The organism is Streptococcus sp. CP1998, assembly GCF_041026655.1.
In the GTDB taxonomy this organism is placed as follows: Bacteria; Bacillota; Bacilli; order Lactobacillales; family Streptococcaceae; genus Streptococcus; species Streptococcus dentalis.
Window position 1 is genome coordinate 591,233 of sequence record NZ_CP163380.1, and the last position, 26,488, is coordinate 617,720.

Genomic DNA, 26,488 nt, shown 5'->3' on the forward strand with positions numbered 1-26,488 from the left:
ATTTCTTGCTATTTCCAGGAAAACTTGCTAAAATGAACCTATTAGAGGTGTTTTGAATCCCACATTTTACAGAAAGTGGCGGTGCTGAGAAGTCCACAAATGTGTCAGAACTAGTTGCTAATGGATGAAAATGAAATAAACAAAGTTGCGGGCATTGCCCGAAATTGGGTGGTACCGCGGATCAACACATTCGTCCCTGTCAGATTAATGACAGGGACGATTTTTCTTTTATCCCGCTAGCTGAAGGAGCTTGTCATGAAACAATCTTTTAACACCAGCAAACTCTACTACGGTTTTCCGATTTTCATCTTGGGGTATCAGGACCAGAACTTTGGGGACAATATCACGACTTGCAGTTCCTCTTATAGCTTGGGAGATTGGCTGGTCATCGGTGTTGGTAGTGAGGAAAATGCGGCTGACCAGATTAAGCATTATCAACAGTTCACTGTCAACATCCCTGATGAAAATCTCATGCTCCAGATGGAGCAGGCTGGTTTTATCAGCCATAGGGAGAAATTGAAACACTTGGGCCTTGACTATGAGATTTCTGAACGAACTCAGGCACCGATTTTAGAAGCTTGTCCAGTCGTTTTGGATTGTCAGGTGGATCGGATTATTGAGGAAGATGGCATCTGTCATATTTTTGCCAAGATTCTCGAGCGACTGGCTGATCCAGAGCTCTTAGATGACAAGGGGCATTTTAAAAATGACCGCTTTGCGCCAACTTACTTTATGGGGGACGGGCACCAGCGTGTTTATCGTTATCTAGATGACCGAGTCGATCCCATGGGGAGCTTTATGAAGAAAGCGAGGAAGAAGAATGACAAGAGCTGAGTTGCCAGATAAAATCGAAACGGATCGACTGGTCTTGCGAGTCCGAACAGTGGCGGATGTTGAAGATATCTTTGACTATGCTAGTCGTCCAGAAGTCTCTTACCCAGCAGGTTTTCCACCTGTCAAGACCTTGGAAGATGAGATTTATTACCTAGAACATATCCTTCCCGAGCGCAATGAAAAGGACAATCTCCCAGCTGGTTACGGCATAGTAGTTAAAGGGACCGATACAATCATTGGTTCTGTCGACTTCAACCATCGCCACGAAGATGATGTGCTGGAAATTGGCTATACCTTGCACCCAGACTATTGGGGCCGAGGTTATGTGCCAGAAGCAGCGCGAGCCTTGATTGACTTAGGCTTTAAAGAATTGGGGCTTCACAAGATAGAACTGGTCTGCTTTGGATACAACCTTCAAAGTCAACGAGTCGCGGAAAAGCTTGGCTTTACCCTCGAAGCTCGCATAAGAGACCGCAAAGATGCCCAAGGCAATCGCTGTGATGATTTGAGGTACGGCTTGCTGAAGAGTGAGTGGGAGACTCAAGATCAACACTAAAGAATAGAAATAACTAGAAAGGACACACACATGTCTAAAGAACTTTCACCTAAATACAATCCAGCCGAGGTTGAGGCTGGTCGTTACCAAAAATGGCTTGACGAAGATGTTTTCAAGCCTTCTGGCGATAAAAAGGCTAAGCCTTATTCCATCGTTATTCCACCACCAAACGTAACTGGGAAACTTCACCTTGGTCACGCTTGGGATACAACTTTGCAAGATATCATCATCCGTCAAAAACGTATGCAAGGTTTCGATACGCTTTGGCTTCCAGGGATGGACCACGCTGGGATTGCCACTCAAGCTAAAGTAGAAGCGCGTTTGGCTGAGGACGGCATCTCTCGTTATGACCTCGGTCGTGAGAAATTCCTCGATAAGGTTTGGGAATGGAAAGACGAATATGCGACGACTATCAAGGAACAATGGGGCAAGATGGGGCTCTCTGTAGACTACTCTCGTGAGCGTTTCACCCTTGATGAAGGGTTGTCAAAAGCCGTTCGTAAGGTCTTTGTAGAGCTTTATAAGAAGGGCTGGATCTACCGTGGTGAATTTATCATCAACTGGGATCCGAAAGCCCGTACTGCCCTTTCTGATATCGAGGTTATTCACAAGGATGTTGAAGGTGCCTTCTACCACATGAACTACATGTTGGAAGACGGTTCCCGTGCCCTCGAAGTAGCGACAACTCGTCCGGAGACTATGTTTGGGGATACTGCCGTAGCGGTTAACCCAAATGACGACCGTTATAAAGACTTGATTGGTAAAAATGTTATCTTGCCAATCTTGAACAAGCCAATCCCAATCGTAGGGGACGAACACGCAGACCCTGAATTTGGTACTGGTGTGGTGAAAATCACTCCTGCCCATGACCCTAACGACTTCTTGGTTGGTCAACGTCATAATCTTCCGCAAGTGAACGTCATGAACGATGATGGCACCATGAATGAATTGGCTGGCGAATTCAACGGTATGGATCGCTTTGAAGCTCGTAAGGCTGTTATCAAGAAGTTAGAAGAAATTGGTGCCCTTGTTAAGATTGAGAAGATGACCCACTCAGTTGGTCACTCAGAGCGTACAGGGGTTATGGTTGAGCCACGTTTGTCTACACAATGGTTTGTGAAGATGGATCAATTGGCGAAAAATGCCATTGCCAACCAAGACACAGATGATAAGGTTGAATTTTACCCACCTCGTTTCAACGATACCTTCCTTCAATGGATGGAAAATGTCCACGACTGGGTGATCTCTCGTCAGCTCTGGTGGGGTCACCAAATCCCAGCTTGGTACAATGCTGAGGGTGAAATGTACGTTGGCGAAGAAGCGCCAGAAGGTGACGGATGGAAACAAGACGAAGATGTCTTGGATACTTGGTTTAGTTCAGCCCTTTGGCCATTCTCAACTATGGGCTGGCCGGATGTCGACTCAGAAGACTTCAAACGTTACTTCCCAACTTCAACCTTGGTAACAGGTTACGACATCATCTTCTTCTGGGTGTCTCGTATGATCTTCCAATCTTTGGAATTCACAGGTCGTCAACCATTCCAAAACGTTCTGATTCACGGTCTCATTCGTGACGAGCAAGGACGCAAAATGTCGAAATCTCTCGGTAACGGGATTGACCCAATGGATGTCATTGAGAAATACGGTGCCGATGCCCTTCGTTGGTTCCTTTCAAACGGTTCTGCTCCAGGGCAAGACGTGCGTTTCTCTTACGAGAAAATGGATGCGTCATGGAACTTCATTAACAAGATTTGGAACATCTCACGTTACATCCTCATGAACAATGAAGGGTTGACCTTGGATGTGGCGCGTGAAAATGTAGCTAAAGTGGCTGCTGGTCAAGCAGGTAACGTGACAGACCGCTGGATTCTCCACAACCTCAACGAAACGATCGGTAAGGTCACTGAAAACTTCGATAAGTTTGAGTTTGGTGTGGCTGGTCACATCCTCTACAACTTCATCTGGGATGAGTTTGCGGACTGGTATGTTGAGTTGACTAAGGAAGTGCTATACAGCGACAATGAGGACGAAAAAGTCATCACTCGTTCGGTTCTTCTTTACACCTTGGATCAAATCTTGCGTCTCCTTCACCCAATCATGCCATTCGTGACTGAGGAAATCTACGGTCAAATCTCTGAAGGAACAATCGTGACTGCGGAATACCCAGTGGTTCGTCCAGAGTTTGAAAACGAAGAAGCAGCAGCCGGCGTTGAAGCTCTTAAAGATGTGATTCGCTCCGTTCGTAACTCACGTGCAGAAGTGAACGTAGCGCCAAGTAAACCAATCACTATCTTGATCAAGACAAACGACAGCAAGCTCGATGCTTTCTTTAATGATAATGTCAACTACATCAAACGCTTCACAAACCCAGAACACTTGGAAATTGCAGCAGATGTCGAAGTGCCTGACTTGGTTATGTCAAGCATCATCACAGGCGCAGAAATCTACTTGCCACTTGCTGACCTTCTTAATGTTGAAGAAGAATTGGCTCGTCTTGAAAAAGAATTAGCCAAATGGCAAAAAGAACTGGATATGGTTGGTAAGAAGCTCTCTAACGAACGCTTCGTAGCCAACGCCAAACCAGAAGTCGTCCAAAAAGAACGCGACAAACAAGCCGACTACCAAGCGAAATACGACGCGACTGTTGCACGTATTGATGAGATGAAGAAGTTGGTGAAATAAACCTAGAAACACGGCGGTATGCCGTGTTTTTTTGGTATAATGGAAAATAAAGTGTTAAAGTAGGTTATTAAATTGTCTATATCAGATATTGAGTTTGAACGTAGTGAGAAGAATTACCGTTACTTAAGACTAGCTATTGAACAGTTATCTGAAACGGATAAAACTTTTATTAAAGAGAATTTGTTAACGATTATTTCGGGACGTGAAAGTTCCTTATCTTTGAAGGAAGAAGCAAGAGAATTGCTAAATTATCTTAGAAGAATTGACATTAACAAAAGAAATGGAGCAATAGCGGAATTAGTCGTCATATGTTTATTGAGAACGAAAGGTTTTTCTCAAGAATATTGCTTTAGAAATTTAGAAGAAAATTCTGCTAAAAAAGGGTTTGACGGTCTTGTACTTGAGGGGGAAAGATTCTGGTTGTTAGAGAGTAAATCTAGTCAGATAGGACATAATAACAGTCATAGGAATACAGTATATAGAGCATACAATGGGTTAAAGAAGCAATTATCTGGTGAAAATGAAAAAATCAATAATCCGTGGCGGAATGCATATAATCATACAAAGATTGCTCAATCACCACATAGTTTAGTTCAAAAAGTTGCGGAATTATCAACAGATTATACAAATGGAAATTATTTTAAAATTGAGGATAATAACGTTATTATAGGATCGACGATTATACCAGATAAGAGAGGGAACCATCATATTAATGAAATTAATTTTGAGATTTCTACCTTAAATAATTTTATAAAAAATCATCAATCAAAAGATGAAATAATTATCGCAATTAATTTACAAACTATTGAAATTTTTTTGGAATACTTAGAGGAAATCATTGATGAGTAGCGATGGAAAAAGTACATTGACAACACTCTCTAAAAGAGAAGAGATTGTAAATACAATCTTAGAATTATTGTTTATAAAAGAGAAATTAACTAATCGAGACGCAGAATATTTATTTGCAATATCATTGTTATTTATTGAAGAATTTGAAAAAAACAGATCCAGAAGTTATTATATAGAGTTTGCGTATTCAATTATTGTTAGAACATGCTTTAAAATCAAAGATTACAGAGCTCTATACGATTTTTCAGTTAATTTTGGTTATTATCCAATTGCACGAAAACTTTTAAAAAGTGGTTTGGTAGATGAAGGAATATTGAATTATTTTCTTTCGGATTTAAAACTTGCTCAATTCTCAAATGGTGATAAAATGAACACGTTTGAACAAGATAAAGTATCTAAGGAAATCATTACTTCAGGAAATAAAACATTTGCTTTTATTGCTCCAACATCATATGGAAAAAGCGAAATAATTTATCAACATATTTTAAAAAATAATGAGTTGGACAATATTGGAATTATAGTACCTACTAAAGCGTTGATTGACCAAGTACTCCGAGAAGCAAAAAAGTTAAGAGAATTAAATAGGAAAATTATAACTCATGAACAGAATTATAATGATTCTGATCGACGAGTACTTGCGATTGTTACACAGGAGAGAGCGTTGCGATTAATTGAACAACACTTAATATTCGATTCTCTCTATATAGACGAAGCGCATGAACTGTTTAACTTTGATTTCGGTTTGAAACATGCAAATAGAAGCCTATTATTAGCAAGATTACTTAAACTCAACAAGAAACTAAATCCTGGACTAAATATATACTATTTTTCACCTCTAATTCAAAATGTTAAGAATTTATTGTTAAAAGATGAAGAAGGGGATATAGAGCAGTATAAAATTAACAATAATTTGAAGGTTTTAGATATAAGATATGTTAGTAATTCCAATGAACAATTTGTCTTCGAGCAATATCTGGGTTACTTTTTTAAATTACCTAATACGGAAAATAATTTAAAATATATTGTTAACTGTAGTAAAAATTACAAAAAAAATTTGCATTATTTATATAGGCCTATTTATATAGAACATTACGCTAAAGAATTATTTGACCAATTACCTGAGTATGATGAGTTACCAAATTCACTCGGTAATTTAATTGAAGAATTGAAGTATATAGTTCATCCTAAATTTAAGCTAATTGAATTTTTATCAAAAGGAATTCTATATTTACATGGTAGACTACCAAATAATATAAGGAATTATCTTCTAAAATGTTTTAGAGATGATACTTCAATTAAACATTTAATTGCCAATTCAGTTATTCTCGCTGGTATGAATATGCCTATCGACTCTTTATTCTTTATTTCAGGTTTTTCGGCTACTAATGAACTAATAAACTTAGTTGGTAGAGTCAATAGATTGAATGAGATTTTTTCAAATAATGGTGAACTAAATAAAATCTTAGTTCCTGTACACTTTGTGGAACTTGATAGCTATCCTCAAAATAGAAATGGTCAATTAAAGAAAACAGTTGAATCTTTACGAAGTAATATTAAGGATTCTGTAAAAAATCCACTGTTAGAAAATTCTGTAGTAAATAGATCTAATTTAGAAAATTCTGAGAAAATTTTAGCTTTAGAAAGTAATATAGTTAATGATTTTGATAATCCTAGTTTTATTTCTCGTCTCACGAGATCTGGAGCTCAGCAACTATTAAATTATACTGATTTAGGTTTAATAAAATTAGAGAAAATTATAAATAAGACAGAAATTATCCATAATGCTGATAATGTCTACAAAGAAATTTTGCTTAAAGTTAAGGAAGTTTTTTTTGATAATTTTGTTTCTGAAGGTGTCGATAGAGATATAGACTATAGGTATTTTCATCCGAATAACAATGTCAAACGTTTGCGGTTTGAACCTACGATTAATTATTATTCAGGTTTTATTCCAAGCGCCTATTCTCCTCTAAAGGATAGAGTAAATAATTTAGTATCATATTGGAAAGATATTTTAAGTTCTCCTTCGGATCATGAAAAAAATTTAATGCAATATGTTGGTAGCCAATTTGGAGAAAAGGCATATCAGTCGAATGATTATAATGATTCCAGGGCAAAAGTCTATATAGATTTAAATGACTATAAAACTAGAGAATATGATATGTATAACATCGCCATTATTAAACTCCAAATCGATGATGAATTTGTAGATTTTGAAATTGGTTTATTAGTAAATTCATTAAGAGAATTTAATATTATCTCTGATGATTTGTATAATTTGTTTATGTTTGGAACAAATGACATAAAAGAGTTGCAAATTTCGCAACTAGGATTAAGTAAAAATCTATATAACACGCTAAAAAAGGATAACCAAATTCAAAACATAGAGTTTGATGATTTTTATAATCCAAGAGCAAATCAACATTTAAGAGAGTACATACTTTCAAAGCAAGGAATTGAAAAATTTGAATTAGAACAATATTTTTTATAAACTATATAGAGCCATATATCTTTTATTTTAGAAAGCAGGTTACTACATGACAAATTCTGTAAGTTCGAGCCGACCTGAGAAGTACAACATTGCAGCTTTCTTCTCAGGTGTTGGGGGAATTGAGTTGGGATTTGAACAGACCAACGAGTTCAGAGTGGTGTATGCCAATGAATTTGATAAGTATGCGCGTCAGACTTATCGTTTAAATTATCCAAATACGCATTTGGATAGTCGTGATATTCATGCGGTGCAGCCGGAAGAAATTCCAGCTGAGCGCGTGGATGTCATTATGGGAGGTTTCCCTTGTCAGGCCTTTAGTATTGCGGGGTATCGCAAGGGCTTTGATGATGATCGTGGCGATCTTTTCTTTGAGTTGCTTCGTATGATTGAAGGACGTAAACCTCGTGCCATCTTCATCGAAAACGTCAAAAACATGGTCGGTCATGACCATGGCAATACCTTCAAGGTTATTCGTGAGGCTTTGACTGAGAACAACTACTTCATCAAGTGGAAGGTACTCAATGGGAAAGACTATGGAAATATCCCACAAAACCGTGAGCGGATCTACATTGTTGGTTTTGATACTAAAGAAGCCTACGACTTATTTGAATTCCCAGAGGAAATCAAACTAACAACGACCTTGGCTGATGTCATTGATTTTGGTGCCAAGCCTGATGAGGCCTACTATTATCGAGAAGGGAAACAAAATTTCTACGATCAGTTGAAGTTTGAAGTGACTAGTCAAGATACGGTTTATCAATGGCGTCGTCAGTATGTCCGTGAAAACAAAAACGGTGTAGTCCCTACCTTGACAGCCAATATGGGAACAGGTGGACACAATGTTCCATTGATCTTGACAGACAGTGGCGAGATTCGGAAGTTAACTCCCAAAGAAACCTTTAATGTTCAAGGCTATCCTAAATCCTTTAAAATCCCTGAGGGGGTTTCCAATGGTCAGCTCTACAAACAAGCTGGAAATAGCGTAGTTGTTCCTGTGATTAAACGCATTGCAGAGCGGATTGCTTTTGCCCTTAATGAGAGCAATGGGCCGTCTCAACTGGATCGTTCAGGAAAATTTGCCATTATCTACACCAAGATGAATGGTCAATTTGAAGGTCAGTCTTATGTGAAAGATTTTGTCTCCACTTATGAGGAAGCAGAGAAGAAGATTGCCTCCTATGAGGATGGGCTTGCAATTTTATCAGATGAAGATTATTTCAGATTGGTAAAAAAACGTGGGAATTTGGAGTTTTACAGCATTATTTAACGAATTATATAAGTAAGAGGACTAGTGAAAATCTAGTCTTCTTTTGATATACTTAAATAAGAAGTGAGGATGAATAGATGTGGGAACACTTAAAAAAAGAACAAAAAGAGAAATATAAGACTCTCATTACCAATTTTGCTAGTCTGAGTGAAGCATTTTCTCAAAAAGCAGAAGGTGAAGATTCTGATGATCGAGAAAGCTATGTTGCTCCGATTGTCAATTCAAAATTCCAAGAGACTGTTTTCCAAAAAGCTTTTCATGCGGTTGGTGAGGATATTGCTAATACCTCCTATGATGCTTCGGTTGTCGTTGATGAGCAACATAAGTATTTGGTTGGGATTAAATCCTTTGGTTTGGATTCAGGGGATCAAAAGATTGCTCAGTTTAAGAAAGATTCGCAGTCTTGGAATGAGCTGTTGAGTGAAATCCGATTTCAGGCTGAGATTTCACCGGACAAGGAAACAGCTGATAAAGAAAATGATGCCCGTTATGAAAAACTGGCCCGTGAGATTGCGTCTTTGCGAAATCAACGGATTGAATCCTCCAAAGCACTCATAAAGGGATTTCATGATGATGCTAGTCATGTAGAAGCCGTCTATCATGTTTTGATGCCGACCTCGAAAGGACACAAGCCTCAGATCCATGTAGGAGAGACAACTTATTTGCCGGTTGATTTAGACCATCTCAAGATTCTAGGATCAACGACCAAAAACAATCCGACAAATTTCCGTTTTACGGACGGCCAGCATGATTACAAATATACGGCTGCAGATAGTCAGCTCCATATGACCTTTAGGAATAAGGAGATTGTGGTTGATACCTGGGATGTGAATTATGTCGAAGATCCCTTTTATCTCTTTGAACATCTTCACTTATTGACCTCAGAAAAAAGTGATACTGAGATTCTTGAGACGGTGTCGTGGGTGATCACAGACAAGCATGGAAATGTAGAAGAAAATTCTGGTTTTAATGCCTTTAATGGTGGATCAAAGTTGGCCAAGAAGGATCGCTTGCCACGGATTTTAAAGATTCAGGAAAAATTTAAAGACAGTCTGGCTCCAGAAGAACTAGCTTTTGTGACTTTTTCTTTAGAAGAAATCCTCTTGAAAAAATGGTCTACCAAGGAAGAAAAAGCCCAGATGAAGTCCATTCGTGAAGACTTGATTCGCTTTGTACACGAGACGGGGAATGAAAAACTAATCAAAGAAATTGAACAGCTGGTGTATCGTCCAGTCAGTGAAGTGTATATTCCTCTTCCAGACTCCAAACATTTTCATGAGGAGCGTCCGGACTTTTTTGGTAAAGATATTGGAAGGTTTGAGACAGGTACAAGTAAACTTGTGCTCCCAAAAGAAGAACGGACCTTTAAGCTACGATTTTTATCATCAGGTGATGTGATTACGGCCTATATCAACCAAGAAGCTGGGAAGGCCATTCAATCAACTGATAAGCAAGAAATCCTTGGAAATTGGATTCTTCGTGGGGTCTTTCAGTTAAAAGACAGAGAGATCTTAACGGGTAAGAAATTATCTCAGTTAGAAATCAATGGTATCCGTCTTACTAAATTCAAAAACGGTGAAATCGGCATTGATTTCATCTGGATCGATGTGGACAATCCTCCTGCAGACGCGATTGGTTGGGTTGCGAAATAGAGAGTAATAAACTATTCATAGAACTACAAAAACACCACCTCCTAGTCTTTAGGAGGTGGTGTTATGCTTTAGACCATTTGCCAGAAATAATCGATGATATAGGTCAGGCCGTAGGTGTAGATGACGAGGGTGATAGGTTTGCAGAGGATGATGATGGTCATGTAGCGTTTGAAGGTCATATTGGTCAGACCTGCCAGCATACAGATGAAGTCGGCGGGACTAACTGGCCAGATCATCATGAAGATAAAGAAGCGATCGAATCGCTTGCCTTCATTGAGCCAGCCAATGTACTTGTCGTAGGTTTTCTGACTGACCATGGATTGGACGAACTTGGGCCCGTACATTCTGGCGAGATGGAAGATAATAGCACAGCCGATGACGATGCCGATGTAATTGTAAATGGTCCCAATAATATGGCCGTAGATGAAAACACCTGCTACAGATGTCAGGGCACCGGGAATAATAGGGACCACTGTCTGAAGGATCTGAAGAAAGATAAAGAGAGGTGGTCCAAAGATGCCCGCTTGTAGAATAAAAGCTGACAAAGTTTCCTTGGATTGAAGGATGCCAGCAAAGTAGGCCCAGATACAAAAGGCCAAGGTCCCAAGAGCTCCGATGATGGAGGACCAATTAATGATGCGCTGGAGAAGAGGAGAGACCTCTTTTAAGCTTGTTTGTTTCATAAAAAATTCCGAGTTCTTTTTCTTCTACTATACCATGTTTTTGGAACTTTGTAAGGATTTTGTCTATTTTTTGAGCAGTGAAATTGACCTGATAGGAGTCTGTCGTTGTTTTAGTCGTGAAGCGAGTGCAAAATGGGCCTTTTTATGCTACAATGAAAGGAGTATAAAAAATGGAGAAAAACGTGTCAATCGAAAATTACAAACCAGATTTTGCGGTGGAAGCAGCCTATGATCTCACCGTTGCAGACTTGAAAAAACAGGGCATCAAGGCGGTCCTTGTGGATTTGGATAACACCTTGATTGCTTGGAACAATCCGGATGGAACTCCGGAGATGCGCCAGTGGTTGCATGACCTTCGTGATGGAGGGATTCGGGTTATCGTAGTGTCTAATAATAGCCCCAAACGGGTCAAGCGCGCTGTTGAGAAATTTGATATTGACTATGAAGCCTGGTCGCTCAAGCCCTTTACTTTTGGGATTGATCGGGCCCTCAAACGTTTCCACTATGAGAAAAATGAAGTGGTCATGGTCGGGGATCAACTGATGACGGATATCCGGGCTGCCCATCGTGCAGGCATTCGTTCGATTTTGGTCAAACCTTTGGTCGAGCATGACTCGATCAAGACGCAGATCAACCGGGCGCGTGAACGCCGTGTTATGAAGCAAATGGCCGAAAAATATGGTCCGATTGTATACAAAAAAGGAATTTAAGAATGGAAGAATTATTCTGTATTGGCTGTGGAGCCCCCATTCAGACAGAAAACAAAGAGGGACTAGGTTATACTCCCCAATCAGCTCTTGAAAAGGGCTTGGAAACAGGCGAGGTTTATTGCCAACGCTGTTTCCGTCTGCGTCACTACAATGAAATCACTGATGTGCATCTGACAGATGATGATTTCCTAAAACTCCTTCACGAAGTAGGAGATAGTGATGCTCTCGTGGTCAATGTAGTGGATATTTTTGATTTTAATGGATCCGTTATCCCTGGCTTACCACGCTTTGTAGCAGGAAATGATGTCCTCCTGGTCGGAAACAAAAAAGACATCTTGCCCAAGTCTGTCAAGGACAGCAAGGTGACCCATTGGTTGATGGAGCGGGCCCACGAAGAAGGCATGCGTCCTGTCGATGTGGTCCTCACCTCTGCCCAAAACAAGAGTGCTATCAAGGACTTGATGGAAAAGATTGAACAGTACCGTAAGGGCCGTGACGTCTATGTGGTGGGTGTGACCAACGTTGGGAAATCGACCCTCATCAATGCAATCATCCAAGAAATCACTGGAGATAAGGATATCATCACGACCTCTCGCTTCCCAGGGACGACACTGGACAAGATCGAAATCCCACTGGACGATGGATCCTACATCTACGATACACCAGGGATTATCCATCGTCACCAGATGGCTCATTACTTGACAGCAAAAAATCTCAAGTATGTCAGCCCTAAAAAGGAAATCAAGCCTAAGACTTATCAGCTCAATCCAGAGCAAACCCTCTTCTTGGGTGGTCTGGGACGCTTTGACTTTATTAAGGGAGAAAAGCAAGGTTTCACCGCCTTCTTTGATAACGAACTCAAGCTTCACCGAACTAAGCTCGAAGGAGCGACCGCCTTTTATGACAAGCATGTCGGTGGCTTACTAACCCCACCTAATAGCAAGGAAAAAGAAGAATTCCCGCTCTTGGTTTCTCATGAGTTCACCATCAAGGACAAGACAGACCTCGTCATCTCAGGCCTCGGCTGGATCCGCGTCAATGGAGAAGCCAAAGTAGCTGTCTGGGCACCAGAAGGCGTCGCCGTCGTCACCCGCAAAGCTATTATTTAAAAATTTGTAATAGAATGAATTGAAGAGCGCACGAAGTGAGCTCATAAAGAGATCGTTATTGCCGTGGTGTAGTTGCCAATCGATCGATTGGCAAGGGCAAAATGGAGACCAAGGCTCCATTTTGAGGTGAGGAAATCCATTTTTCAAAGATGAGATCTTTGAAAAATTAGTTCCGGCCGTCCCCACCACTTAAAATAACGATCAAAAAAAGGAAGTAAAAACATGACATTAACATCTAAACAACGGGCTTTCCTCAACAGCCAAGCCCACAGCCTCAAACCCATTATCCAAATCGGGAAAAATGGGCTCAATGACCAAATTAAAACCAGTGTGCGCCAAGCGCTAGATGCGCGCGAACTGATCAAGGTAACTCTTCTTCAAAATACGGATGAGAATATCCATGAAGTAGCAGAAATCTTGGAAGAAGAAATCGGTGTGGAAACGGTCCAAAAGATTGGTCGGATTCTCATCTTGTTTAAACAATCGAGCAAAAAAGAAAATCGTAAAATTTCAGCGAAGGTAAAAGAAATTTAGGACATCGAGGAGAGCAAACCTATGGCAATTGAACTATTGACTCCCTTTACCAAGGTAGAGTTAGAGCCAGAGATCAAAGACAAGAAACGCAAACAAGTTGGTATTTTGGGTGGAAATTTCAATCCGGTCCACAATGCCCATTTGGTCGTTGCGGATCAAGTGCGCCAACAATTAGGATTAGATAAGGTGCTCTTGATGCCTGAGTATGAGCCACCGCATGTCGATGCCAAGGGGACGATTGCAGAGCACCATCGCCTTAAGATGCTGGAATTAGCTATTGAAGGCATTGAAGGTCTGGAAATCGAGACGATTGAACTTGAGCGGAAAGGGATTTCTTATACCTACGACACTATGCTCTTGCTCAATGAACGGGATCCAGACACAGATTATTACTTCATTATTGGTGCAGATATGGTAGATTATTTACCAAAATGGCACCGCATCGATGAATTGGTGGAGATTGTGCAATTTGTCGGAGTCCAGCGACCACGCTATAAGGCAGGGACTTCTTATCCGGTGATCTGGGTGGATGTTCCTCTCATGGACATCTCTTCTAGTATGGTGCGTGATTTTGTTGCCAAAGGCCGGACGCCGAATTTTATGTTGCCAAAACCAGTCTTGGACTACATCAAGAAAGAAGGATTGTATCAATGACCTATGAAAACTATCTAGGCTTTTCTCGTGAGGTCTTGCTTGAAAAAATGCGTCAAATCCTGCCAGAAAAGCGGCTAACTCACTGTTTAGGAGTTGAGAAGGTTGCGCGTGACTTGGCCAAACGATATGGGGCTGATGAAGAGCAGGCTGGCCTAGCTGGTCTCTTACATGACTACGCCAAGAAAATATCGGATCAGGAATTTCTGGACTTGATCGATCGCTATGAGCTGGATCCAGCGTTAAAAAACTGGGGCAACAATGTCTGGCATGGGATGGTCGGGATTTATAAGATCCAAGAAGATCTGGGGCTGACAAATCCAGCCATTCTTCGCAGTATTGAGATTCACACCGTGGGGAGTGGACAGATGTCGACCTTAGACAAGATTGTCTATGTGGCAGATTATATTGAACACAACCGGGCCTTTCCTGGGGTAGAACAAGCACGTGATATCGCTCAAGTTTCTTTGGATCGTGCTGTGGCCTATGAGACGGCTCGCACAGTCGAACACCTGGCCCACCAAGGATTGCCCATTTATCCCCAAACCCTTGAAACCTATAACGCCTTTGTGAAGTATTTGAAAGAGGAGCAGTGAGTGAAGACAGCTTTTATCATTATTGATGTACAAAATATCTTAGTGGAAACAGGTTTTGAGACAGAAAAGATCTTAGAGAAGATCGCTTATTTGCAAGAGCAGGCTAGAAAACAGCAGATTGAAATTATCTACATGCAGCATATTGAAACGCCAGAGGCTTTAACTTCGGAAGATTGGCAATTGTCGCCTCAGTTGAAGAGACAGGCAAATGAAAAGGTATTTCAGAAGCGATACAATAGCATGTTTAAAGAGACAGGATTAAAAGAATACTTGGATCAACAAGGGATTGAACAACTGGTCCTGTGTGGTATGCAGACAGAATATTGTGTCGATACATCCGTCAAAGTGGGATTTGAATATGGCTACAAGCTGGTCATTCCAGAAGGAGCTGTCACAACCTTTGATGGAGAGGATATTCCAGCAGAAACGCTGAATGAATTTTATGAAAATATTTGGGCAGAACGTTTTGCGGATGTCTTAGATTACAAATCAATTTTTTAAGGAAAGAGGATTACATGAAAGAAAAAGAACTACTTGAACTAGTTGTCAAAGCAGCAGATGAAAAGCGTGCAGAAGACATTGTAGCTTTGGATGTTCAAAGCTTAACCAGCGTGACAGACTACTTTGTCATCGCAAGCTCTATGAATAGCCGTCAATTGGAGGCTATCGCTGAAAATATTCGCGAGAAGGTCGTTGAAGCTGGTGGCAATGCCAGCCACGTCGAAGGTGATTCAGCTGGAGGTTGGGTCCTTCTTGACTTAGGTAGTGTGGTGGTCCATGTCTTCTCAGAAGAAATGCGTGCCCACTATAACCTAGAAAAGCTATGGCACGAAGCAAGTGCTGTCGATCTTTCAGCAGCCCTAGCATAAGCAGGTAAACTCAGTTGGTAGCAACTGAGTTTTGTTGGTTAAATTGAAAATTCTACGGAAAGAAAGGATGGAGCCTCGTGTTTAGTTGGTTTGATAATTGAACACGAGCTAAAAGCTGTGAGAAAAAGAGTAACTTCCTTTGTATCTGACGATAGGGCAGAAAGGTTCCTATTTTCTCTTTGCTTTTAAGGCTCTTTGTATCTTAGAAAGGATTTGAACCCGTCCTGTAATCCTCGGGAAATAGATAGCTCTCCTTGGAGCTTAGCTCCATCGTCGTGCTCCTAATTTTCTATCGGATTACGGGCGGACTCGGTATCATGAATATGGCGACTTATGAAACGTTTGCGGCGGTCTATGATGCGGTCATGGATGACAGTCTGTATGATTTGTGGACGGATTTTTCCCTCCGGCATCTCCCTAAAAGCAAGGACCGGAAAAAATTACTGGAATTGGCTTGTGGGACAGGGATCCAGTCTGTCCGCTTTTCCCAAACTGGTTTTGATGTGACAGGATTAGACCTGAGTGCGGACATGCTGAAAATTGCTGAAAAAAGAGCTGCTTCAGCCAAGCAGAAGATTGATTTTATCGAGGGGAATATGCTGGACTTGTCACAAGCAGGCACTTACGATTTCGTGACCTGCTACTCGGATTCTATCTGCTATATGCAGGACGAGGTAGAAGTAGGGGATGTCTTTAAAGAAGTCTATAATGCCCTCAATGAGGACGGAGTCTTTATCTTTGATGTCCATTCGACCTATCAGACGGATGAGGTTTTCCCAGGTTATTCCTACCACGAGAATGCCGAAGACTTTGCCATGCTCTGGGATACTTACGAGGACGCGGCCCCTCACTCGATCGTCCATGAGCTGACCTTCTTTGTCCAAGAAGAAGATGGAACCTTTAGTCGCCACGATGAAATCCATGAGGAACGCACTTATGAAGTTTTAACCTATGACATCTTATTGGAGCAGGCTGGCTTTAAATCTTTCAAATTGTACGCAGACTTTGAGGACAAAGAGCCAACAAAGACCAGCAAACGATGGTTCTTCGTAGCACAGAAGTAGGAAAGCATGACAGTTACAGGTATTATTGCAGAATTTAATCCCTTTCACAATGGTCACAAGTACCTGCTGGAACAGGCAGAAGGGCTGAAGATTGTGGCCATGTCTGGGAATTTTGTTCAACGTGGCGAGCCTGCCATTGTAGACAAGTGGATTCGCGCGCAGATGGCTTTGGAAAATGGAGCGGACCTGGTGGTCGAGCTCCCCTTTCTCGTGGCTGTTCAATCGGCGGATCATTTTGCCAAGGGAGCGGTAGAAATCTTATCCCGTCTGGGAATCGACCAATTGACTTTTGGGACAGAAGCGGTCTTAGATTACCAAGCGATTGCGAGTGTTTATTCGGAGAAAGAGGCGGAAATGGAAGGTTTCTTGCGAAATCTTCCAGAAGATTTATCCTATCCACAAAAGACCCAAAAAATGTGGGAAACCTTTGCTGGAGTGGAGTTCACAGGAGATACTCCCAACCATATTCTGGGCTTGGCCTATGCCAAGGCTTGTGCTGGGAAGGGGATTGCGCTCAAGGCTATCCAACGGCAAGGTGCAAGCTACCATTCAGAAGAAAAAGAGGTGGCCTATGCTTCTGCGACTAGTCTACGCCTACACAAGGAAGATCAAGACTTTGTCGCTAAATTCATGCCCAATAGTCAACTCTTTCAGTCGGCACCACAGGTGTCTTGGGAGGATTATGACCAACTGCTCCGTTATCAAATCCTAACCCATCCGGATCTGACACAGATTTTTCAAGTCAATGAGGAACTGGCCAATCGGATAAAGGATGCGGTTCGAAGTGCTAGCACTGTGGAAGACCTGGTGGAGAAAGTCGCAACCAAGCGTTATACTAAGGCGCGTGTGCGCCGCATCTTGACCTACATCTTGGTAGGGGCGATGGATCAAGCTCTTCCCGATGCCATTCATGTCTTAGGATTTTCCGCAAAGGGACAAGCTCACCTCAAAGGCTTGAAAAAATCAGTAGAAATCGTGACTCGAATCGGTAAGGAACCTTGGGATGGTTTGACTCAGCAAGCAGATCAGGTGTATCAGCTAGGCCATCCCCAATTGCCTGAACAGATCTGGGGTCGGGTGCCCGTGAGAGTGGAAGAATAAAATGTCTCACGGAAATCTCCTTTTCCCCAAAAATAAAGGTGTTTTTGTCACATAAGGCAAGAAGTTTATGATATACGGAAACAATGTTTATCTACTGTCTAAAAATTCTTTTTAGACAGTAGATTTTTTTTACCAATTTTAGAAACTTTTTACGAATAATTAGGTAGAGAGGGAAAAACTTGTACAAGTTTCTGACAAGTTTTTCTTTTTCATGTATAATAATAGAAAAGAGGTAGAATGAGGTATGGTCATGGAAGCAGTCGTTTATTCAACATTCCGCAATCATTTGAAGGATTATATGAAGAAGGTGAATGATGAGTTTGAGCCTTTGACGGTCGTAAATAAGAATCCAGACGAAGATATTGTGGTCATCTCTAAGAGCGAGTGGGACAGCCTACAAGAAACCCTGAGACTAGCTCAGAACAAGGAATTGTCAGATAAGGTCTTGCGGGGCATGGCAGAAGTCCGAGCTGGCCAGGTTCAATTCCATAAGATTGAGGGGTAACGGATGTTACTCAAGTTTACAGAAGATGCCTGGAAGGATTATTGTTACTGGCAAAGTCAGGACAAAAAAACACTGAAGCGAATCAATACTCTTATCAAAGAGATCCAAAGGGATCCATTTGCTGGGATTGGTAAGCCTGAGCCCTTGAAATATGACTTTCAAGGAGCATGGTCAAGGCGGATTGATGCAGAGAATCGCCTGATTTATATGCTAGATGAGTCAGGTGTCGCTTTTCTGTCATTTAAAGATCATTATTAAGTCTTTAAAAGAGGATCTTTTTGATAGTTAGGATAGCTATTTAGAATTTCCAACTCGAAGAAAATTCCTATAAAATCCCCTTTCTAAAAATAGAAAAATCTAGTCTAACTTCGATGATTTGTGATATAATGTTAAAGATTGAAAATAATTTGAAAAAATTTAAGGAGAATCCTCATGGGACGTAAATGGGCCAATATTGTTGCCAAGAAAACTGCCAAAGATGGTGCCAACTCAAAAGTGTATGCCAAATTTGGTGTGGAGATCTATGTAGCTGCTAAAAAGGGTGAACCAGATCCAGAACTAAATACTGCTTTGAGATTCGTTATTGACCGTGCTAAACAAGCGCAAGTGCCAAAACACGTTATTGATAAAGCGATCGATAAGGCAAAAGGAAACACTGACGAAACCTTTACAGAAGGACGTTACGAAGGATTTGGACCAAATGGTTCGATGTTGATCGTTGATACTTTGACTTCAAACGTTAACCGTACAGCTGCCAATGTCCGTGCTGCTTTTGGTAAAAACGGTGGGAACATGGGAGCTTCAGGTTCTGTATCTTACCTCTTTGACAACAAAGGTGTTATCGTCTTTGCTGGTGATGATGCCGATGCGATCTTTGAACTTTTACTTGAAGCAGATGTGGATGTAGATGATGTCGAAGCAGAAGAAGGAACGATCACCGTCTACACTGCTCCAACTGATCTTCACAAAGCAATCGTTGCTTTGCGTGAATCAGGTGTCGAAGAATTCCAAGTAACAGAATTGGAAATGATTCCTCAATCAGAAGTTGAGTTGTCAGGTGAAGATTTGGAAACATTTGAAAAACTTTACAGCGTTCTTGAAGATGACGAAGACGTACAAAAAATCTACACAAACGTAGATGGATTCTAATCACTCCTAAGGATTGTAGTGAATCCCATAAATTAAGAAAAAGGATAGCTTCTTAGATCAAGCTATCCTTTTTCTCTGTTTGATGAGGAACTATCTTTTGTAAGTGATGTCCTGTATAAGCGTAAATACGGGTCAGGGGTGATTGGGAGAGTGTGGAAACCTTAAAATAGAAATAATGGTCTCGATGATCCCGACTTTTGGTGTGGTGAAGACGAAAGTAGTTTCGCTGGCCTGCTGCCATAGAGTGGAGAATATCGTCTTCTAAAAAGACGAGTGGCGTAGAAGTAGCTGCCCACTTGTAAAAGTCTGTCTCAAATTGGTGGTAATTCTCCGAAAAATAATCAAATTGTAATTCGTGTTTAGTCTGAATAGGTTTCATAGGCTGTTTCCTCAGATTCAATAAAAATGATAGAGTCTACGAGGAGACGGTGGTAGTGGCCATCGCTTTTGAGAAGAAGCTCAGAAGCAGATAAGGTGTGAATCGAACCTGTGTAGGTTGCAAATTGATTCCCCTCTAAAGTTGTGATCGAGATCGTCGTTTGTTGTTGAAAGGCCTGCTCCAGGAGCTGGATCTGTTCAGCAAGTGGAAGAATTGTGAGCTGACTGCGGTCAATTTCTTTTGTCTGCAGGGCAGTTGTGTGCTCGGATAAAAAGAAGCCAGCCCATTTGGCCATGCCACGATCTTGAAATTCGCGGGCGGATTGATAAGGGAGATAAGAACGGTCGATCATGTTAATCCATCTAAGCCTCCTGCGGAATGTCCGCCTGTTAGTTTACTGCGTGCAATGGCGCGTGAGTTTTCTAGTAGTGAGGAGCCTTTCTGAAGAGAGGTGAATCCAAATTGGTCCCGAATGCGGTCAATGGTCTGCTGGAGTTTTTCCTCTTTTTCCAAGGCTACTGGATCGTCAAAGAGAGAAAAGAGTTGAAGAGACTCCTCGACAAGTTCTCCATAAAAAACGCCAATCTGCCGAATGGCGCCTCCTTCGTACTTGGAGCGAAAGAGCCGCAGAACCGTATCGGATAAAACTTTGGTGGATTGAGTAGGCTCAATCTTTTGCTGGCAGTGAATGGACGGAAGCCCCTCGATTTTGGAGTAAGAGGCATGAATGGAGACCAGTTGGGTCTTCTTTTTTTTCCGTCGCAAGCGAATAGCCACCTGCTCAGCCATCTCCCGAAACACCAGTTCAATATCAGCTTGTAGATGGTAGTCATAGGGCAAGATTTGAGAGTTGCCAATGCCTCGTGATTTCGGACGATAAGGCTTGTGGACATTGCTTTCATCAATGCCATGAGCATGGAACCAGAGTTGCAGACCCATGACTCCGAATTCTTTCTTTAAGAGATCCGGATGGGCCTGAGCCAGTTCAGCAATCGATGTGATCCCGATCTTTTGCAATCGCTTTTCAGTCCGACGTCCAATGCCCCAAAAATCAGTGAGCTGGGGCAGTTTCCAGACCTTACTTTCTACATCTTCATAAGACCAATTGGAGCGCATATTTCGGCAATGCTTGGCTTCATTGTCCAAGGCTAGCTTGGCAAGAAGGGGATTGGCATTGCTGAGGCCGATGGTAGAGTAGATTCCAGTTTCCTGCCAGATCCTTTTTTGGATTCTGGCAGAAAGGAGATCTAGTTTTTCCTTTCGAGAGAGGGAGGGATCTGGAATAAAATAATTTAAGGAAGAAGTCAGATCGATAAAGCCTTCGTCAATCGAGTAAGGGAAAATATCATCTGGTGCCGCAAATTCCTGAAAGACCTTCTGAATCTCCATATTGACTTGAATATAGGCATTCATCCGTGGAGGCACAATCAGAGTTCTCTTGGCCCAGGATTCAATGGATGCAATAAAGGCTGAATCTGTGGGCAATCCTTGCTTTTTGGCGACGTAGCTATTAAATTTTCTGGTTTTGAGGTCAAAAGGTAGGTCGTAGCTACGACTCACATTCTTCTTACCAAAGACTTGTTTGAAAACGGGAGAGCTCGCCAAAATCAGGCCAGCAGAATTGTCGCTTCGACTCATGACGCAAAGGGAAGTCGTCAAGGGGTTGAGACCTAGACGGACACATTCACAGCTAGCATAAAAACTTTTCATATCCACAAAAGCAATATCAGAATGAGGCTCACGTGAATAATCAAATAGCATATTTAAACCTCGAGTGGAAGAAAATGCCCGACCACAATGCCGACGATTTTGGGCTCGTCTTCATAGGGAGCAAATAAATCATCGTAGTCAGGGTTGATGGATTCTAAGCGCAAACCTTCCGCTTCTCGATAGACTTTCTTGATGTAGGTTTTTCCGTTCCACATGAGGGCATAGACAGCCCCATCATAGTCAAAGCCAGTCTGCTTCATGAGGGCAACAGAGCCATTGGGATAGAGAGGTTCCATCGAATCACCTGATACCCAAGAAGCGAAATCGTGCTGGATCTCTTGGTCAAAATAGACGGTTTCATAGTCCGTTTCGTTGTCATAAAAGGTATGTCCTAAACCGGCTGCTAGTTCAATCGAAAGAACCTTATAAGCAGTCAAGGAAACAACTTTTTGTTGCTGTTCCAATAACTGGCTGGCCAACTGGTCGACTTTCTTTTGATGAGGTGGGGTTAATAAAGGGTAGGTGTAGAGTGCGGAGTCTTTGTTAATAAAGTAGTCCTCTTTAACGGAGAGGCGCTTGGCCAACCTCCTGAGATTTTTTTCGTGTGGCTCCGCTAAGCCATTCTCCCAACTGGAGTAAGTCTTGCGAGAAATCTTGAGATCCTCGTAGACATCTGCTTGGGTCAAGCCTTTTTCCAGGCGTCTTTCTTTTAGTTTTTTTGCATCAAACATGTCAGTTCTCCTATGTAACGTTTTAAAAGTTACGTATAGTTTATCAAAAATAAATCCTTTTTGCAAGAGAAAAATTAAGTTGAAAACGAATGAAAAGACTTGATTTTGATTGAAAAAAGAGTATAATCATTTCTAAAATGTCTATAAATGAGGAACTATATGAAAAAAAGTTTTATCCACCAACAAAAAGAAATTTCGTTTGTTAAAACGACGTTCACACAATATTTAAAAGATAAATTGGACATCATTGAAGTCCAAGGGCCAATTTTGAGCAAGGTCGGAGACGGGATGCAGGATAACCTTTCTGGGATCGAACATCCGGTATCTGTAAAGGTCCTTCAAATTCCTGATGAGACTTATGAAGTCGTGCATTCACTTGCAAAATGGAAACGCCATACCTTGGCACGTTTTGGTTTTGGAGAAGGTGAAGGTCTCTTTGTCCATATGAAGGCCCTTCGTCCAGATGAAGATTCGCTAGACGCTATCCACTCTGTTTATGTAGACCAATGGGACTGGGAAAAAGTCATCCCCAATGGTCAACGCAACATCGCCTACCTCAAAGAAACGGTTGAAAAAATCTACAAGGCGATTCGTTTGACAGAACTAGCAGTAGAAGCGCGCTATGACATTGAGTCAGTTCTTCCAAAACAAATTACCTTCGTTCACACAGAAGAGTTGGTGGAACGCTATCCAGATTTAACTCCAAAAGAGCGTGAAAATGCCATTGCCAAAGAATTCGGAGCCGTTTTCTTGATCGGGATTGGTGGAGAGCTTGCAGATGGCAAACCACACGATGGACGTGCACCTGACTACGATGACTGGACAACAGAGTCTGAAAATGGCTACAAGGGCTTGAATGGTGATATCCTCGTCTGGAATGACGTTCTAGGTTCAGCATTTGAGTTGTCTTCAATGGGGATCCGTGTCGATGAAGATACGCTTCGTCGCCAAGTAGCGATTACCGGGGACGAGGATCGTCTACAATTAGAGTGGCACAAGGCTTTGTTAAATGGTCTTTTCCCACTTACAATTGGTGGAGGGATCGGACAATCTCGTTTGGCTATGTTCTTGCTTCGTAAGAAACATATCGGTGAAGTCCAAACTAGTGTCTGGCCTCAATCTGTCCGCGATGAATATGAAAATATCCTATAAGGAAAGAAAGAGAGTGGGACAGAAATCGGTAATTCGTTAGAATTCGATTTCGTCGTCCCACCTTCGCACAGTTGAGTAGGGCTGTAAAAGCTGATGAAATCAGCGTAATAGAGCCCACTCAACCACTGCGTCTTGCTCGACAATCCAAAAATAATTGAGAGGCTAGGACTTTTGTCCCAGCCTCTTTTAATTGTCGCTTGACCATATCAAATCGCAATTTTCTGATTTTTTTTGGTATAATGGTCCCTATGAAAATAGTATCTGGAACCTATGGGGGACGTCCCCTCAAAACACTTGAAGGAAAAACAACCAGGCCGACTTCTGATAAGGTCAGAGGGGCCATGTTCAATATGATTGGTCCTTACTTTGACGGTGGAAGAGTGCTGGATCTCTATGCAGGAAGCGGTGGGCTCTCTATCGAAGCAGTTTCTCGAGGCATGTCAGAGGCCGTTCTAGTAGAACGAGATCGTAGAGCGCAGGAGATTGTAGCAGCCAATATTGCCATGACTAAGGAAAAGGAACGGTTTCAACTGCTAAAAATGGAGGCCAAGCAGGCCTTAGGGCTTTTAACGGGCACCTTTGACTTAGTTTTCTTGGATCCTCCTTATGCTAAGGAAGAGATTGTTCGCGATATCGAAACCTTGTGCGAGCGCCATCTCTTGTCAGAGGACATCATGATTGTGTGCGAAACTGATAAACACGTAGAACTTCCTGAGGAAATCGGACAAGTGGGAATCTGGAAAGAAAAAATCTATGGAATTAGTAAGGTAACAGTATATGTCAGATAGAAGTGGATTGTTTACAGGATCGTTTGATCCGATTACCATTGGGCATGTGCAATTGATCGAGCGAGCTAGTCGCTTGTTTGACCGTGTCTATGTCGGAATTTTTTATAATCCGGAAAAAGTCGGACTCTTTTCCATTGAGCAGCGCGTGCGCATGGTGAAAGGGGCCCTGGCTCATTTGGAAAATGTTGAAATTGTGACGTCAACTCAAGAGTTGGCTGTGACAGTGGCGCGCAATCTTGGGGTCATCACCTTGATCCGGGGCTTGCGCAATGCACAGGATCTAGTATACGAAGCCAATATGGATTATTTTAATCATCAGTTGGCGCCTGAATTGGAGACGGTTTATCTCTATGCCCAGCCTCCTTACCAGGCTATTAGTTCAACCCGTATTCGAGAGTTGCTGGCTTTTCAGCAGGATATCTCACCTTATGTACCAAAGAGTGTAATGGAGGAAATCAAAGATGACACAAGCGAATAAACCAAGCTTGCCCACTAAAAAGAAAAAAGGACGATTGAAAGAATACCGATGGCCGATTGCAGGCGTTCTTTTCTTGCTCCTCTTGCTAGCTGCTTTTGTGATTCGCCTTCCCTATTATATTGAGATGCCAGGAACGGCAGAAGACATTCGATCGGTCATGACAGTCGATGGAAAAATGGATACCAAGTCAGGATCCTATGATTTTGTAACCGTGGCAGTGAAAGAAGCGACCCCGGCTGATTTGATCTATGCTTGGGCGACACCTTTTACAGATATCTACTCTGCCAAGGATATGACAGGTGGTAGTTCGAGCCAAGAATTTACGCGGATTAACCAATTCTATATGGAAACCTCGCAAAATATGGCCATCTACCAAGGGTTAAAGACAGCTGGAAAAGAAACCCAGATGGACTTTCTAGGTGTTTATGTCATGCAGGTGGCAGATGATTCGACCTTTAAGGGTATCTTGAACATTGCGGATACCGTCACCGGTGTGAATGGCAAGACCTTTAAGAGTTCCAAAGAATTGATTGACTATGTCGGTTCTCAAAAAATTGGCGATCCCGTTTCAGTGACCTATATCGAGGATGGACAAACCAAGACCGCAGATGGGAAGATCATCAAATTGTCCAACGGGAAAAACGGAATCGGGATTAGCCTAATCGACCGGACTGAAGCCAAAGGCGATGTTCCTGTCCAATTTGCGACCCAAGGGATTGGTGGACCAAGTGCCGGTATGATGTTTAGCCTAGCCATCTACACCCAAGTGGCTGATCCAGATCTTCGTCAGGGACGCCATATTGCAGGGACAGGAACCATTAACCAAGATGGAACGGTTGGCGATATCGGTGGGATTGACAAGAAAGTCGTCGCAGCCGATAAAGAAGGAGCAGAAATTTTCTTTGCCCCTAATAATCCTGTTTCCAAAGAAGAAAAGAAAGCCAATCCCAAGGCCAAATCAAACTATGAAACAGCTAAAGAAGCAGCGAAACAAATTCATTCGAAGATGAAAATTGTACCCGTCAAAACCTTGCAGGATGCCATCGATTATTTGAAAAAGAACTAAAGTAGCCTGTTTGACAAATTTCGTACTTGAACGTATGACATCGTGTTAGCAGAGGGGAACATTCATCTTCTAATCAAATTCAAGTTTTTGCTTATCAATCTCTCTATTTTTAGAGGGATTTTTTCTTTATACTGGTATCAGAAAGAAAGGGAGGTAGTGAAATGATTCAAACCAGTTTGTTTTCCATTTCAGTATTCTTAGCGGGAGTTCTATCCTTTTTCTCCCCATGTATTTTGCCACTGATGCCAGTCTATGTAGGGATTCTATTGGATTCTGAACGTGTGAAAACTGTTCGAATTTTTGGAAGAGATATTTCTTGGTATGGCTTGGTGAAGACTCTTTGTTTTATCGCAGGTCTATCAACTGTTTTCCTAATTCTAGGATACGGTGCAGGGGCTCTTGGTCAGGTATTGTATGCTCCATGGTTTCGCTATCTGCTAGGAGGGATTGTGATCTTACTAGGGATTCACCAAATGGAAGTGATCAATCTGAGACAACTCCAAAAGCAAAAGACTATCCAACTCAAAAAGAATCGGGAGCGCAATGAATTCTTCAATGCTTTTCTGATAGGGGTCACCTTCAGTTTTGGTTGGACCCCTTGTGTCGGACCAGTTTTGAGTTCTGTTCTAGCCATTGCAGCTTCTGGAGGAGATGGTGCATTGCAAGGCGCTCTCCTGATGCTGGTATATACATTAGGCTTGGCTCTGCCTTTCTTGCTTTTAGCCTTGGCTTCTAGCTGGGTTCTACAACATTTTGCTAAACTCAAGCCCCATATGGGAACCTTGAAAAAAATTGGTGGTGCCCTCATCATCTTGATGGGCATCTTGCTGATGCTAGGAAATCTTAATAGCCTCGCATCCCTGTTTCACTAATCTTGAATGA

Annotated in this window: 29 protein-coding genes; 24 read left to right on the forward strand and 5 right to left on the reverse strand. The window is 41.8% G+C overall.

The genetic code is table 11. The features are described 5' to 3' along the window. The first annotated feature begins 255 nt into the window (after positions 1-255). From AB4X21_RS03160 to AB4X21_RS03190, 7 genes are all read left to right on the forward strand, one after another. Positions 256-834, forward strand: a complete 579-nt coding sequence (locus AB4X21_RS03160) for a flavin reductase family protein (protein WP_155125436.1) — start codon at positions 256-258, stop codon at positions 832-834. After that, the gene (locus tag AB4X21_RS03165; protein ID WP_155125438.1) at positions 821-1,390 is read left to right on the forward strand and encodes a GNAT family N-acetyltransferase; all 570 of its coding nucleotides are present in this window, start codon (positions 821-823) and stop codon (positions 1,388-1,390) included. The genes AB4X21_RS03160 and AB4X21_RS03165 overlap by 14 nt, the downstream gene beginning before the upstream one ends. Before the next feature lie 30 nt (positions 1,391-1,420). After that, positions 1,421-4,072, forward strand: coding sequence for a valine--tRNA ligase (locus tag AB4X21_RS03170; protein WP_369088162.1), 2,652 nt, complete (start codon positions 1,421-1,423; stop codon positions 4,070-4,072). A gap of 72 nt (positions 4,073-4,144) precedes the next feature. Next, positions 4,145-4,921 (forward strand): hypothetical protein, encoded by a 777-nt coding sequence (locus tag AB4X21_RS03175; RefSeq protein ID WP_150905454.1) that lies wholly within the window; start codon positions 4,145-4,147, stop codon positions 4,919-4,921. Next, a complete protein-coding gene (locus tag AB4X21_RS03180) occupies positions 4,914-7,412 on the forward strand; it encodes a DEAD/DEAH box helicase (RefSeq protein WP_150905456.1) in 2,499 nt (832 codons plus the stop codon). Before AB4X21_RS03175 ends, AB4X21_RS03180 begins: the two co-directional genes overlap by 8 nt. 46 nt (positions 7,413-7,458) lie before the next feature. Next, positions 7,459-8,679 (forward strand): DNA cytosine methyltransferase, encoded by a 1,221-nt coding sequence (locus AB4X21_RS03185; RefSeq protein WP_150905458.1) that lies wholly within the window; start codon positions 7,459-7,461, stop codon positions 8,677-8,679. Between the two features lie 77 nt (positions 8,680-8,756). Continuing rightward, a complete protein-coding gene (locus AB4X21_RS03190; RefSeq protein WP_369088163.1) occupies positions 8,757-10,331 on the forward strand; it encodes a hypothetical protein in 1,575 nt (524 codons plus the stop codon). Positions 10,332-10,399: 68 nt separating this feature from the next. Here the strand turns inward: AB4X21_RS03190 and AB4X21_RS03195 are convergent, their stop codons facing one another. Beyond that, entirely contained in the window at positions 10,400-11,014 is a 615-nt protein-coding gene (locus AB4X21_RS03195; RefSeq protein ID WP_150905462.1) for a TVP38/TMEM64 family protein, read from the reverse strand. Positions 11,015-11,196: 182 nt separating this feature from the next. Here AB4X21_RS03195 and AB4X21_RS03200 point away from each other — a divergent pair, with 182 nt between their 5' ends. From AB4X21_RS03200 to AB4X21_RS03255, 12 genes are all read left to right on the forward strand, one after another. Beyond that, positions 11,197-11,724: a YqeG family HAD IIIA-type phosphatase gene (locus AB4X21_RS03200; protein ID WP_045759146.1), complete on the forward strand. Its 528-nt coding sequence runs from the start codon at positions 11,197-11,199 to the stop codon at positions 11,722-11,724. Between the two features lie 2 nt (positions 11,725-11,726). Beyond that, positions 11,727-12,833, forward strand: a complete 1,107-nt coding sequence (gene yqeH / locus AB4X21_RS03205) for a ribosome biogenesis GTPase YqeH (RefSeq protein WP_369088164.1) — start codon at positions 11,727-11,729, stop codon at positions 12,831-12,833. Between the two features lie 222 nt (positions 12,834-13,055). Further along, positions 13,056-13,367: a ribosome assembly RNA-binding protein YhbY gene (yhbY, locus tag AB4X21_RS03210; protein ID WP_003005853.1), complete on the forward strand. Its 312-nt coding sequence runs from the start codon at positions 13,056-13,058 to the stop codon at positions 13,365-13,367. A 21-nt stretch (positions 13,368-13,388) separates the two neighbouring features. Further along, a complete protein-coding gene (locus tag AB4X21_RS03215; protein WP_003012335.1) occupies positions 13,389-14,021 on the forward strand; it encodes a nicotinate-nucleotide adenylyltransferase in 633 nt (210 codons plus the stop codon). Next, complete coding sequence (gene yqeK / locus AB4X21_RS03220) at positions 14,018-14,614, forward strand: bis(5'-nucleosyl)-tetraphosphatase (symmetrical) YqeK (RefSeq protein WP_369088165.1); 597 nt, start codon at positions 14,018-14,020, stop codon at positions 14,612-14,614. Before AB4X21_RS03215 ends, yqeK begins: the two co-directional genes overlap by 4 nt. After that, positions 14,615-15,115: a cysteine hydrolase family protein gene (locus AB4X21_RS03225; protein WP_369088166.1), complete on the forward strand. Its 501-nt coding sequence runs from the start codon at positions 14,615-14,617 to the stop codon at positions 15,113-15,115. Positions 15,116-15,129: 14 nt separating this feature from the next. Then, complete coding sequence (gene rsfS, locus AB4X21_RS03230; RefSeq protein ID WP_003005865.1) at positions 15,130-15,483, forward strand: ribosome silencing factor; 354 nt, start codon at positions 15,130-15,132, stop codon at positions 15,481-15,483. 323 nt (positions 15,484-15,806) lie between these two features. After that, positions 15,807-16,547: a class I SAM-dependent methyltransferase gene (locus AB4X21_RS03235; protein WP_369088360.1), complete on the forward strand. Its 741-nt coding sequence runs from the start codon at positions 15,807-15,809 to the stop codon at positions 16,545-16,547. A 6-nt stretch (positions 16,548-16,553) separates the two neighbouring features. Next, the gene (locus AB4X21_RS03240; protein ID WP_369088167.1) at positions 16,554-17,648 is read left to right on the forward strand and encodes a nucleotidyltransferase; all 1,095 of its coding nucleotides are present in this window, start codon (positions 16,554-16,556) and stop codon (positions 17,646-17,648) included. A 250-nt stretch (positions 17,649-17,898) separates the two neighbouring features. Further along, the gene (locus AB4X21_RS03245) at positions 17,899-18,153 is read left to right on the forward strand and encodes a type II toxin-antitoxin system Phd/YefM family antitoxin (protein WP_369088168.1); all 255 of its coding nucleotides are present in this window, start codon (positions 17,899-17,901) and stop codon (positions 18,151-18,153) included. Positions 18,154-18,156: 3 nt separating this feature from the next. Further along, the gene (locus AB4X21_RS03250) at positions 18,157-18,411 is read left to right on the forward strand and encodes a Txe/YoeB family addiction module toxin (RefSeq protein WP_013903192.1); all 255 of its coding nucleotides are present in this window, start codon (positions 18,157-18,159) and stop codon (positions 18,409-18,411) included. Between the two features lie 174 nt (positions 18,412-18,585). Further along, positions 18,586-19,302 (forward strand): YebC/PmpR family DNA-binding transcriptional regulator, encoded by a 717-nt coding sequence (locus AB4X21_RS03255; RefSeq protein WP_003005873.1) that lies wholly within the window; start codon positions 18,586-18,588, stop codon positions 19,300-19,302. A 52-nt stretch (positions 19,303-19,354) separates the two neighbouring features. On the opposite strand, the gene AB4X21_RS03260 is transcribed toward AB4X21_RS03255, so the two are convergent. Genes AB4X21_RS03260 through AB4X21_RS03275 form a run of 4 tightly spaced genes read right to left on the reverse strand, consistent with a single transcriptional unit; the run spans position 19,355 to position 22,122 of the window. After that, positions 19,355-19,681 carry a DUF5960 family protein gene (locus tag AB4X21_RS03260; RefSeq protein WP_070594369.1) on the reverse strand — a complete coding sequence of 109 codons (327 nt, stop codon included), beginning with the start codon at positions 19,679-19,681 and terminating at the stop codon, positions 19,355-19,357. Further along, complete coding sequence (locus tag AB4X21_RS03265; protein WP_129824977.1) at positions 19,662-20,033, reverse strand: hypothetical protein; 372 nt, start codon at positions 20,031-20,033, stop codon at positions 19,662-19,664. Before AB4X21_RS03265 ends, AB4X21_RS03260 begins: the two co-directional genes overlap by 20 nt. Next, positions 20,030-21,442, reverse strand: coding sequence for a Y-family DNA polymerase (locus AB4X21_RS03270; RefSeq protein WP_369088169.1), 1,413 nt, complete (start codon positions 21,440-21,442; stop codon positions 20,030-20,032). Before AB4X21_RS03270 ends, AB4X21_RS03265 begins: the two co-directional genes overlap by 4 nt. A 2-nt stretch (positions 21,443-21,444) precedes the next feature. After that, on the reverse strand, positions 21,445-22,122 hold the full coding sequence (locus AB4X21_RS03275) for an XRE family transcriptional regulator (protein ID WP_041826243.1): 678 nt from the start codon (positions 22,120-22,122) through the stop codon (positions 21,445-21,447). Positions 22,123-22,281: 159 nt separating this feature from the next. Between AB4X21_RS03275 and asnA the strand changes: the two genes are divergently transcribed. From asnA to ccdA2, 5 genes are all read left to right on the forward strand, one after another. Then, on the forward strand, positions 22,282-23,274 hold the full coding sequence (gene asnA, locus AB4X21_RS03280; protein ID WP_003005888.1) for an aspartate--ammonia ligase: 993 nt from the start codon (positions 22,282-22,284) through the stop codon (positions 23,272-23,274). Positions 23,275-23,522: 248 nt separating this feature from the next. Next, on the forward strand, positions 23,523-24,062 hold the full coding sequence (gene rsmD, locus AB4X21_RS03285) for a 16S rRNA (guanine(966)-N(2))-methyltransferase RsmD (RefSeq protein ID WP_021152746.1): 540 nt from the start codon (positions 23,523-23,525) through the stop codon (positions 24,060-24,062). Beyond that, positions 24,052-24,540, forward strand: coding sequence for a pantetheine-phosphate adenylyltransferase (gene coaD, locus AB4X21_RS03290; RefSeq protein WP_003011880.1), 489 nt, complete (start codon positions 24,052-24,054; stop codon positions 24,538-24,540). The genes rsmD and coaD overlap by 11 nt, the downstream gene beginning before the upstream one ends. Beyond that, a complete protein-coding gene (locus tag AB4X21_RS03295) occupies positions 24,524-25,606 on the forward strand; it encodes a SepM family pheromone-processing serine protease (RefSeq protein WP_342984177.1) in 1,083 nt (360 codons plus the stop codon). Before coaD ends, AB4X21_RS03295 begins: the two co-directional genes overlap by 17 nt. 161 nt (positions 25,607-25,767) lie before the next feature. Next, complete coding sequence (gene ccdA2 / locus AB4X21_RS03300) at positions 25,768-26,478, forward strand: thiol-disulfide oxidoreductase-associated membrane protein CcdA2 (protein ID WP_004219721.1); 711 nt, start codon at positions 25,768-25,770, stop codon at positions 26,476-26,478. Positions 26,479-26,488: the final 10 nt, after the last annotated feature.

Bases quoted from the DNA above. Each gene is read 5' to 3' on its own strand.
- AB4X21_RS03160 (WP_155125436.1), top strand. From the start codon at position 256: ATGAAACAATCTTTTAACACCAGCAAACTCTACTACGGTTTTCCGATT.
- AB4X21_RS03165 (WP_155125438.1), top strand. From the start codon at position 821: ATGACAAGAGCTGAGTTGCCAGATAAAATCGAAACGGATCGACTGGTC.
- AB4X21_RS03170 (WP_369088162.1), top strand. From the start codon at position 1,421: ATGTCTAAAGAACTTTCACCTAAATACAATCCAGCCGAGGTTGAGGCT.
- AB4X21_RS03180 (WP_150905456.1), top strand. From the start codon at position 4,914: ATGAGTAGCGATGGAAAAAGTACATTGACAACACTCTCTAAAAGAGAA.
- AB4X21_RS03185 (WP_150905458.1), top strand. From the start codon at position 7,459: ATGACAAATTCTGTAAGTTCGAGCCGACCTGAGAAGTACAACATTGCA.
- AB4X21_RS03190 (WP_369088163.1), top strand. From the start codon at position 8,757: ATGTGGGAACACTTAAAAAAAGAACAAAAAGAGAAATATAAGACTCTC.
- AB4X21_RS03195 (WP_150905462.1), bottom strand. From the start codon at position 11,014: ATGAAACAAACAAGCTTAAAAGAGGTCTCTCCTCTTCTCCAGCGCATC.
- yqeH (WP_369088164.1), top strand. From the start codon at position 11,727: ATGGAAGAATTATTCTGTATTGGCTGTGGAGCCCCCATTCAGACAGAA.
- yhbY (WP_003005853.1), top strand. From the start codon at position 13,056: ATGACATTAACATCTAAACAACGGGCTTTCCTCAACAGCCAAGCCCAC.
- AB4X21_RS03215 (WP_003012335.1), top strand. From the start codon at position 13,389: ATGGCAATTGAACTATTGACTCCCTTTACCAAGGTAGAGTTAGAGCCA.
- yqeK (WP_369088165.1), top strand. From the start codon at position 14,018: ATGACCTATGAAAACTATCTAGGCTTTTCTCGTGAGGTCTTGCTTGAA.
- rsfS (WP_003005865.1), top strand. From the start codon at position 15,130: ATGAAAGAAAAAGAACTACTTGAACTAGTTGTCAAAGCAGCAGATGAA.
- AB4X21_RS03235 (WP_369088360.1), top strand. From the start codon at position 15,807: ATGGCGACTTATGAAACGTTTGCGGCGGTCTATGATGCGGTCATGGAT.
- AB4X21_RS03240 (WP_369088167.1), top strand. From the start codon at position 16,554: ATGACAGTTACAGGTATTATTGCAGAATTTAATCCCTTTCACAATGGT.
- AB4X21_RS03245 (WP_369088168.1), top strand. From the start codon at position 17,899: ATGGAAGCAGTCGTTTATTCAACATTCCGCAATCATTTGAAGGATTAT.
- AB4X21_RS03250 (WP_013903192.1), top strand. From the start codon at position 18,157: ATGTTACTCAAGTTTACAGAAGATGCCTGGAAGGATTATTGTTACTGG.
- AB4X21_RS03255 (WP_003005873.1), top strand. From the start codon at position 18,586: ATGGGACGTAAATGGGCCAATATTGTTGCCAAGAAAACTGCCAAAGAT.
- AB4X21_RS03260 (WP_070594369.1), bottom strand. From the start codon at position 19,681: ATGAAACCTATTCAGACTAAACACGAATTACAATTTGATTATTTTTCG.
- AB4X21_RS03265 (WP_129824977.1), bottom strand. From the start codon at position 20,033: ATGATCGACCGTTCTTATCTCCCTTATCAATCCGCCCGCGAATTTCAA.
- AB4X21_RS03270 (WP_369088169.1), bottom strand. From the start codon at position 21,442: ATGCTATTTGATTATTCACGTGAGCCTCATTCTGATATTGCTTTTGTG.
- AB4X21_RS03275 (WP_041826243.1), bottom strand. From the start codon at position 22,122: ATGTTTGATGCAAAAAAACTAAAAGAAAGACGCCTGGAAAAAGGCTTG.
- asnA (WP_003005888.1), top strand. From the start codon at position 22,282: ATGAAAAAAAGTTTTATCCACCAACAAAAAGAAATTTCGTTTGTTAAA.
- rsmD (WP_021152746.1), top strand. From the start codon at position 23,523: ATGAAAATAGTATCTGGAACCTATGGGGGACGTCCCCTCAAAACACTT.
- coaD (WP_003011880.1), top strand. From the start codon at position 24,052: ATGTCAGATAGAAGTGGATTGTTTACAGGATCGTTTGATCCGATTACC.
- AB4X21_RS03295 (WP_342984177.1), top strand. From the start codon at position 24,524: ATGACACAAGCGAATAAACCAAGCTTGCCCACTAAAAAGAAAAAAGGA.
- ccdA2 (WP_004219721.1), top strand. From the start codon at position 25,768: ATGATTCAAACCAGTTTGTTTTCCATTTCAGTATTCTTAGCGGGAGTT.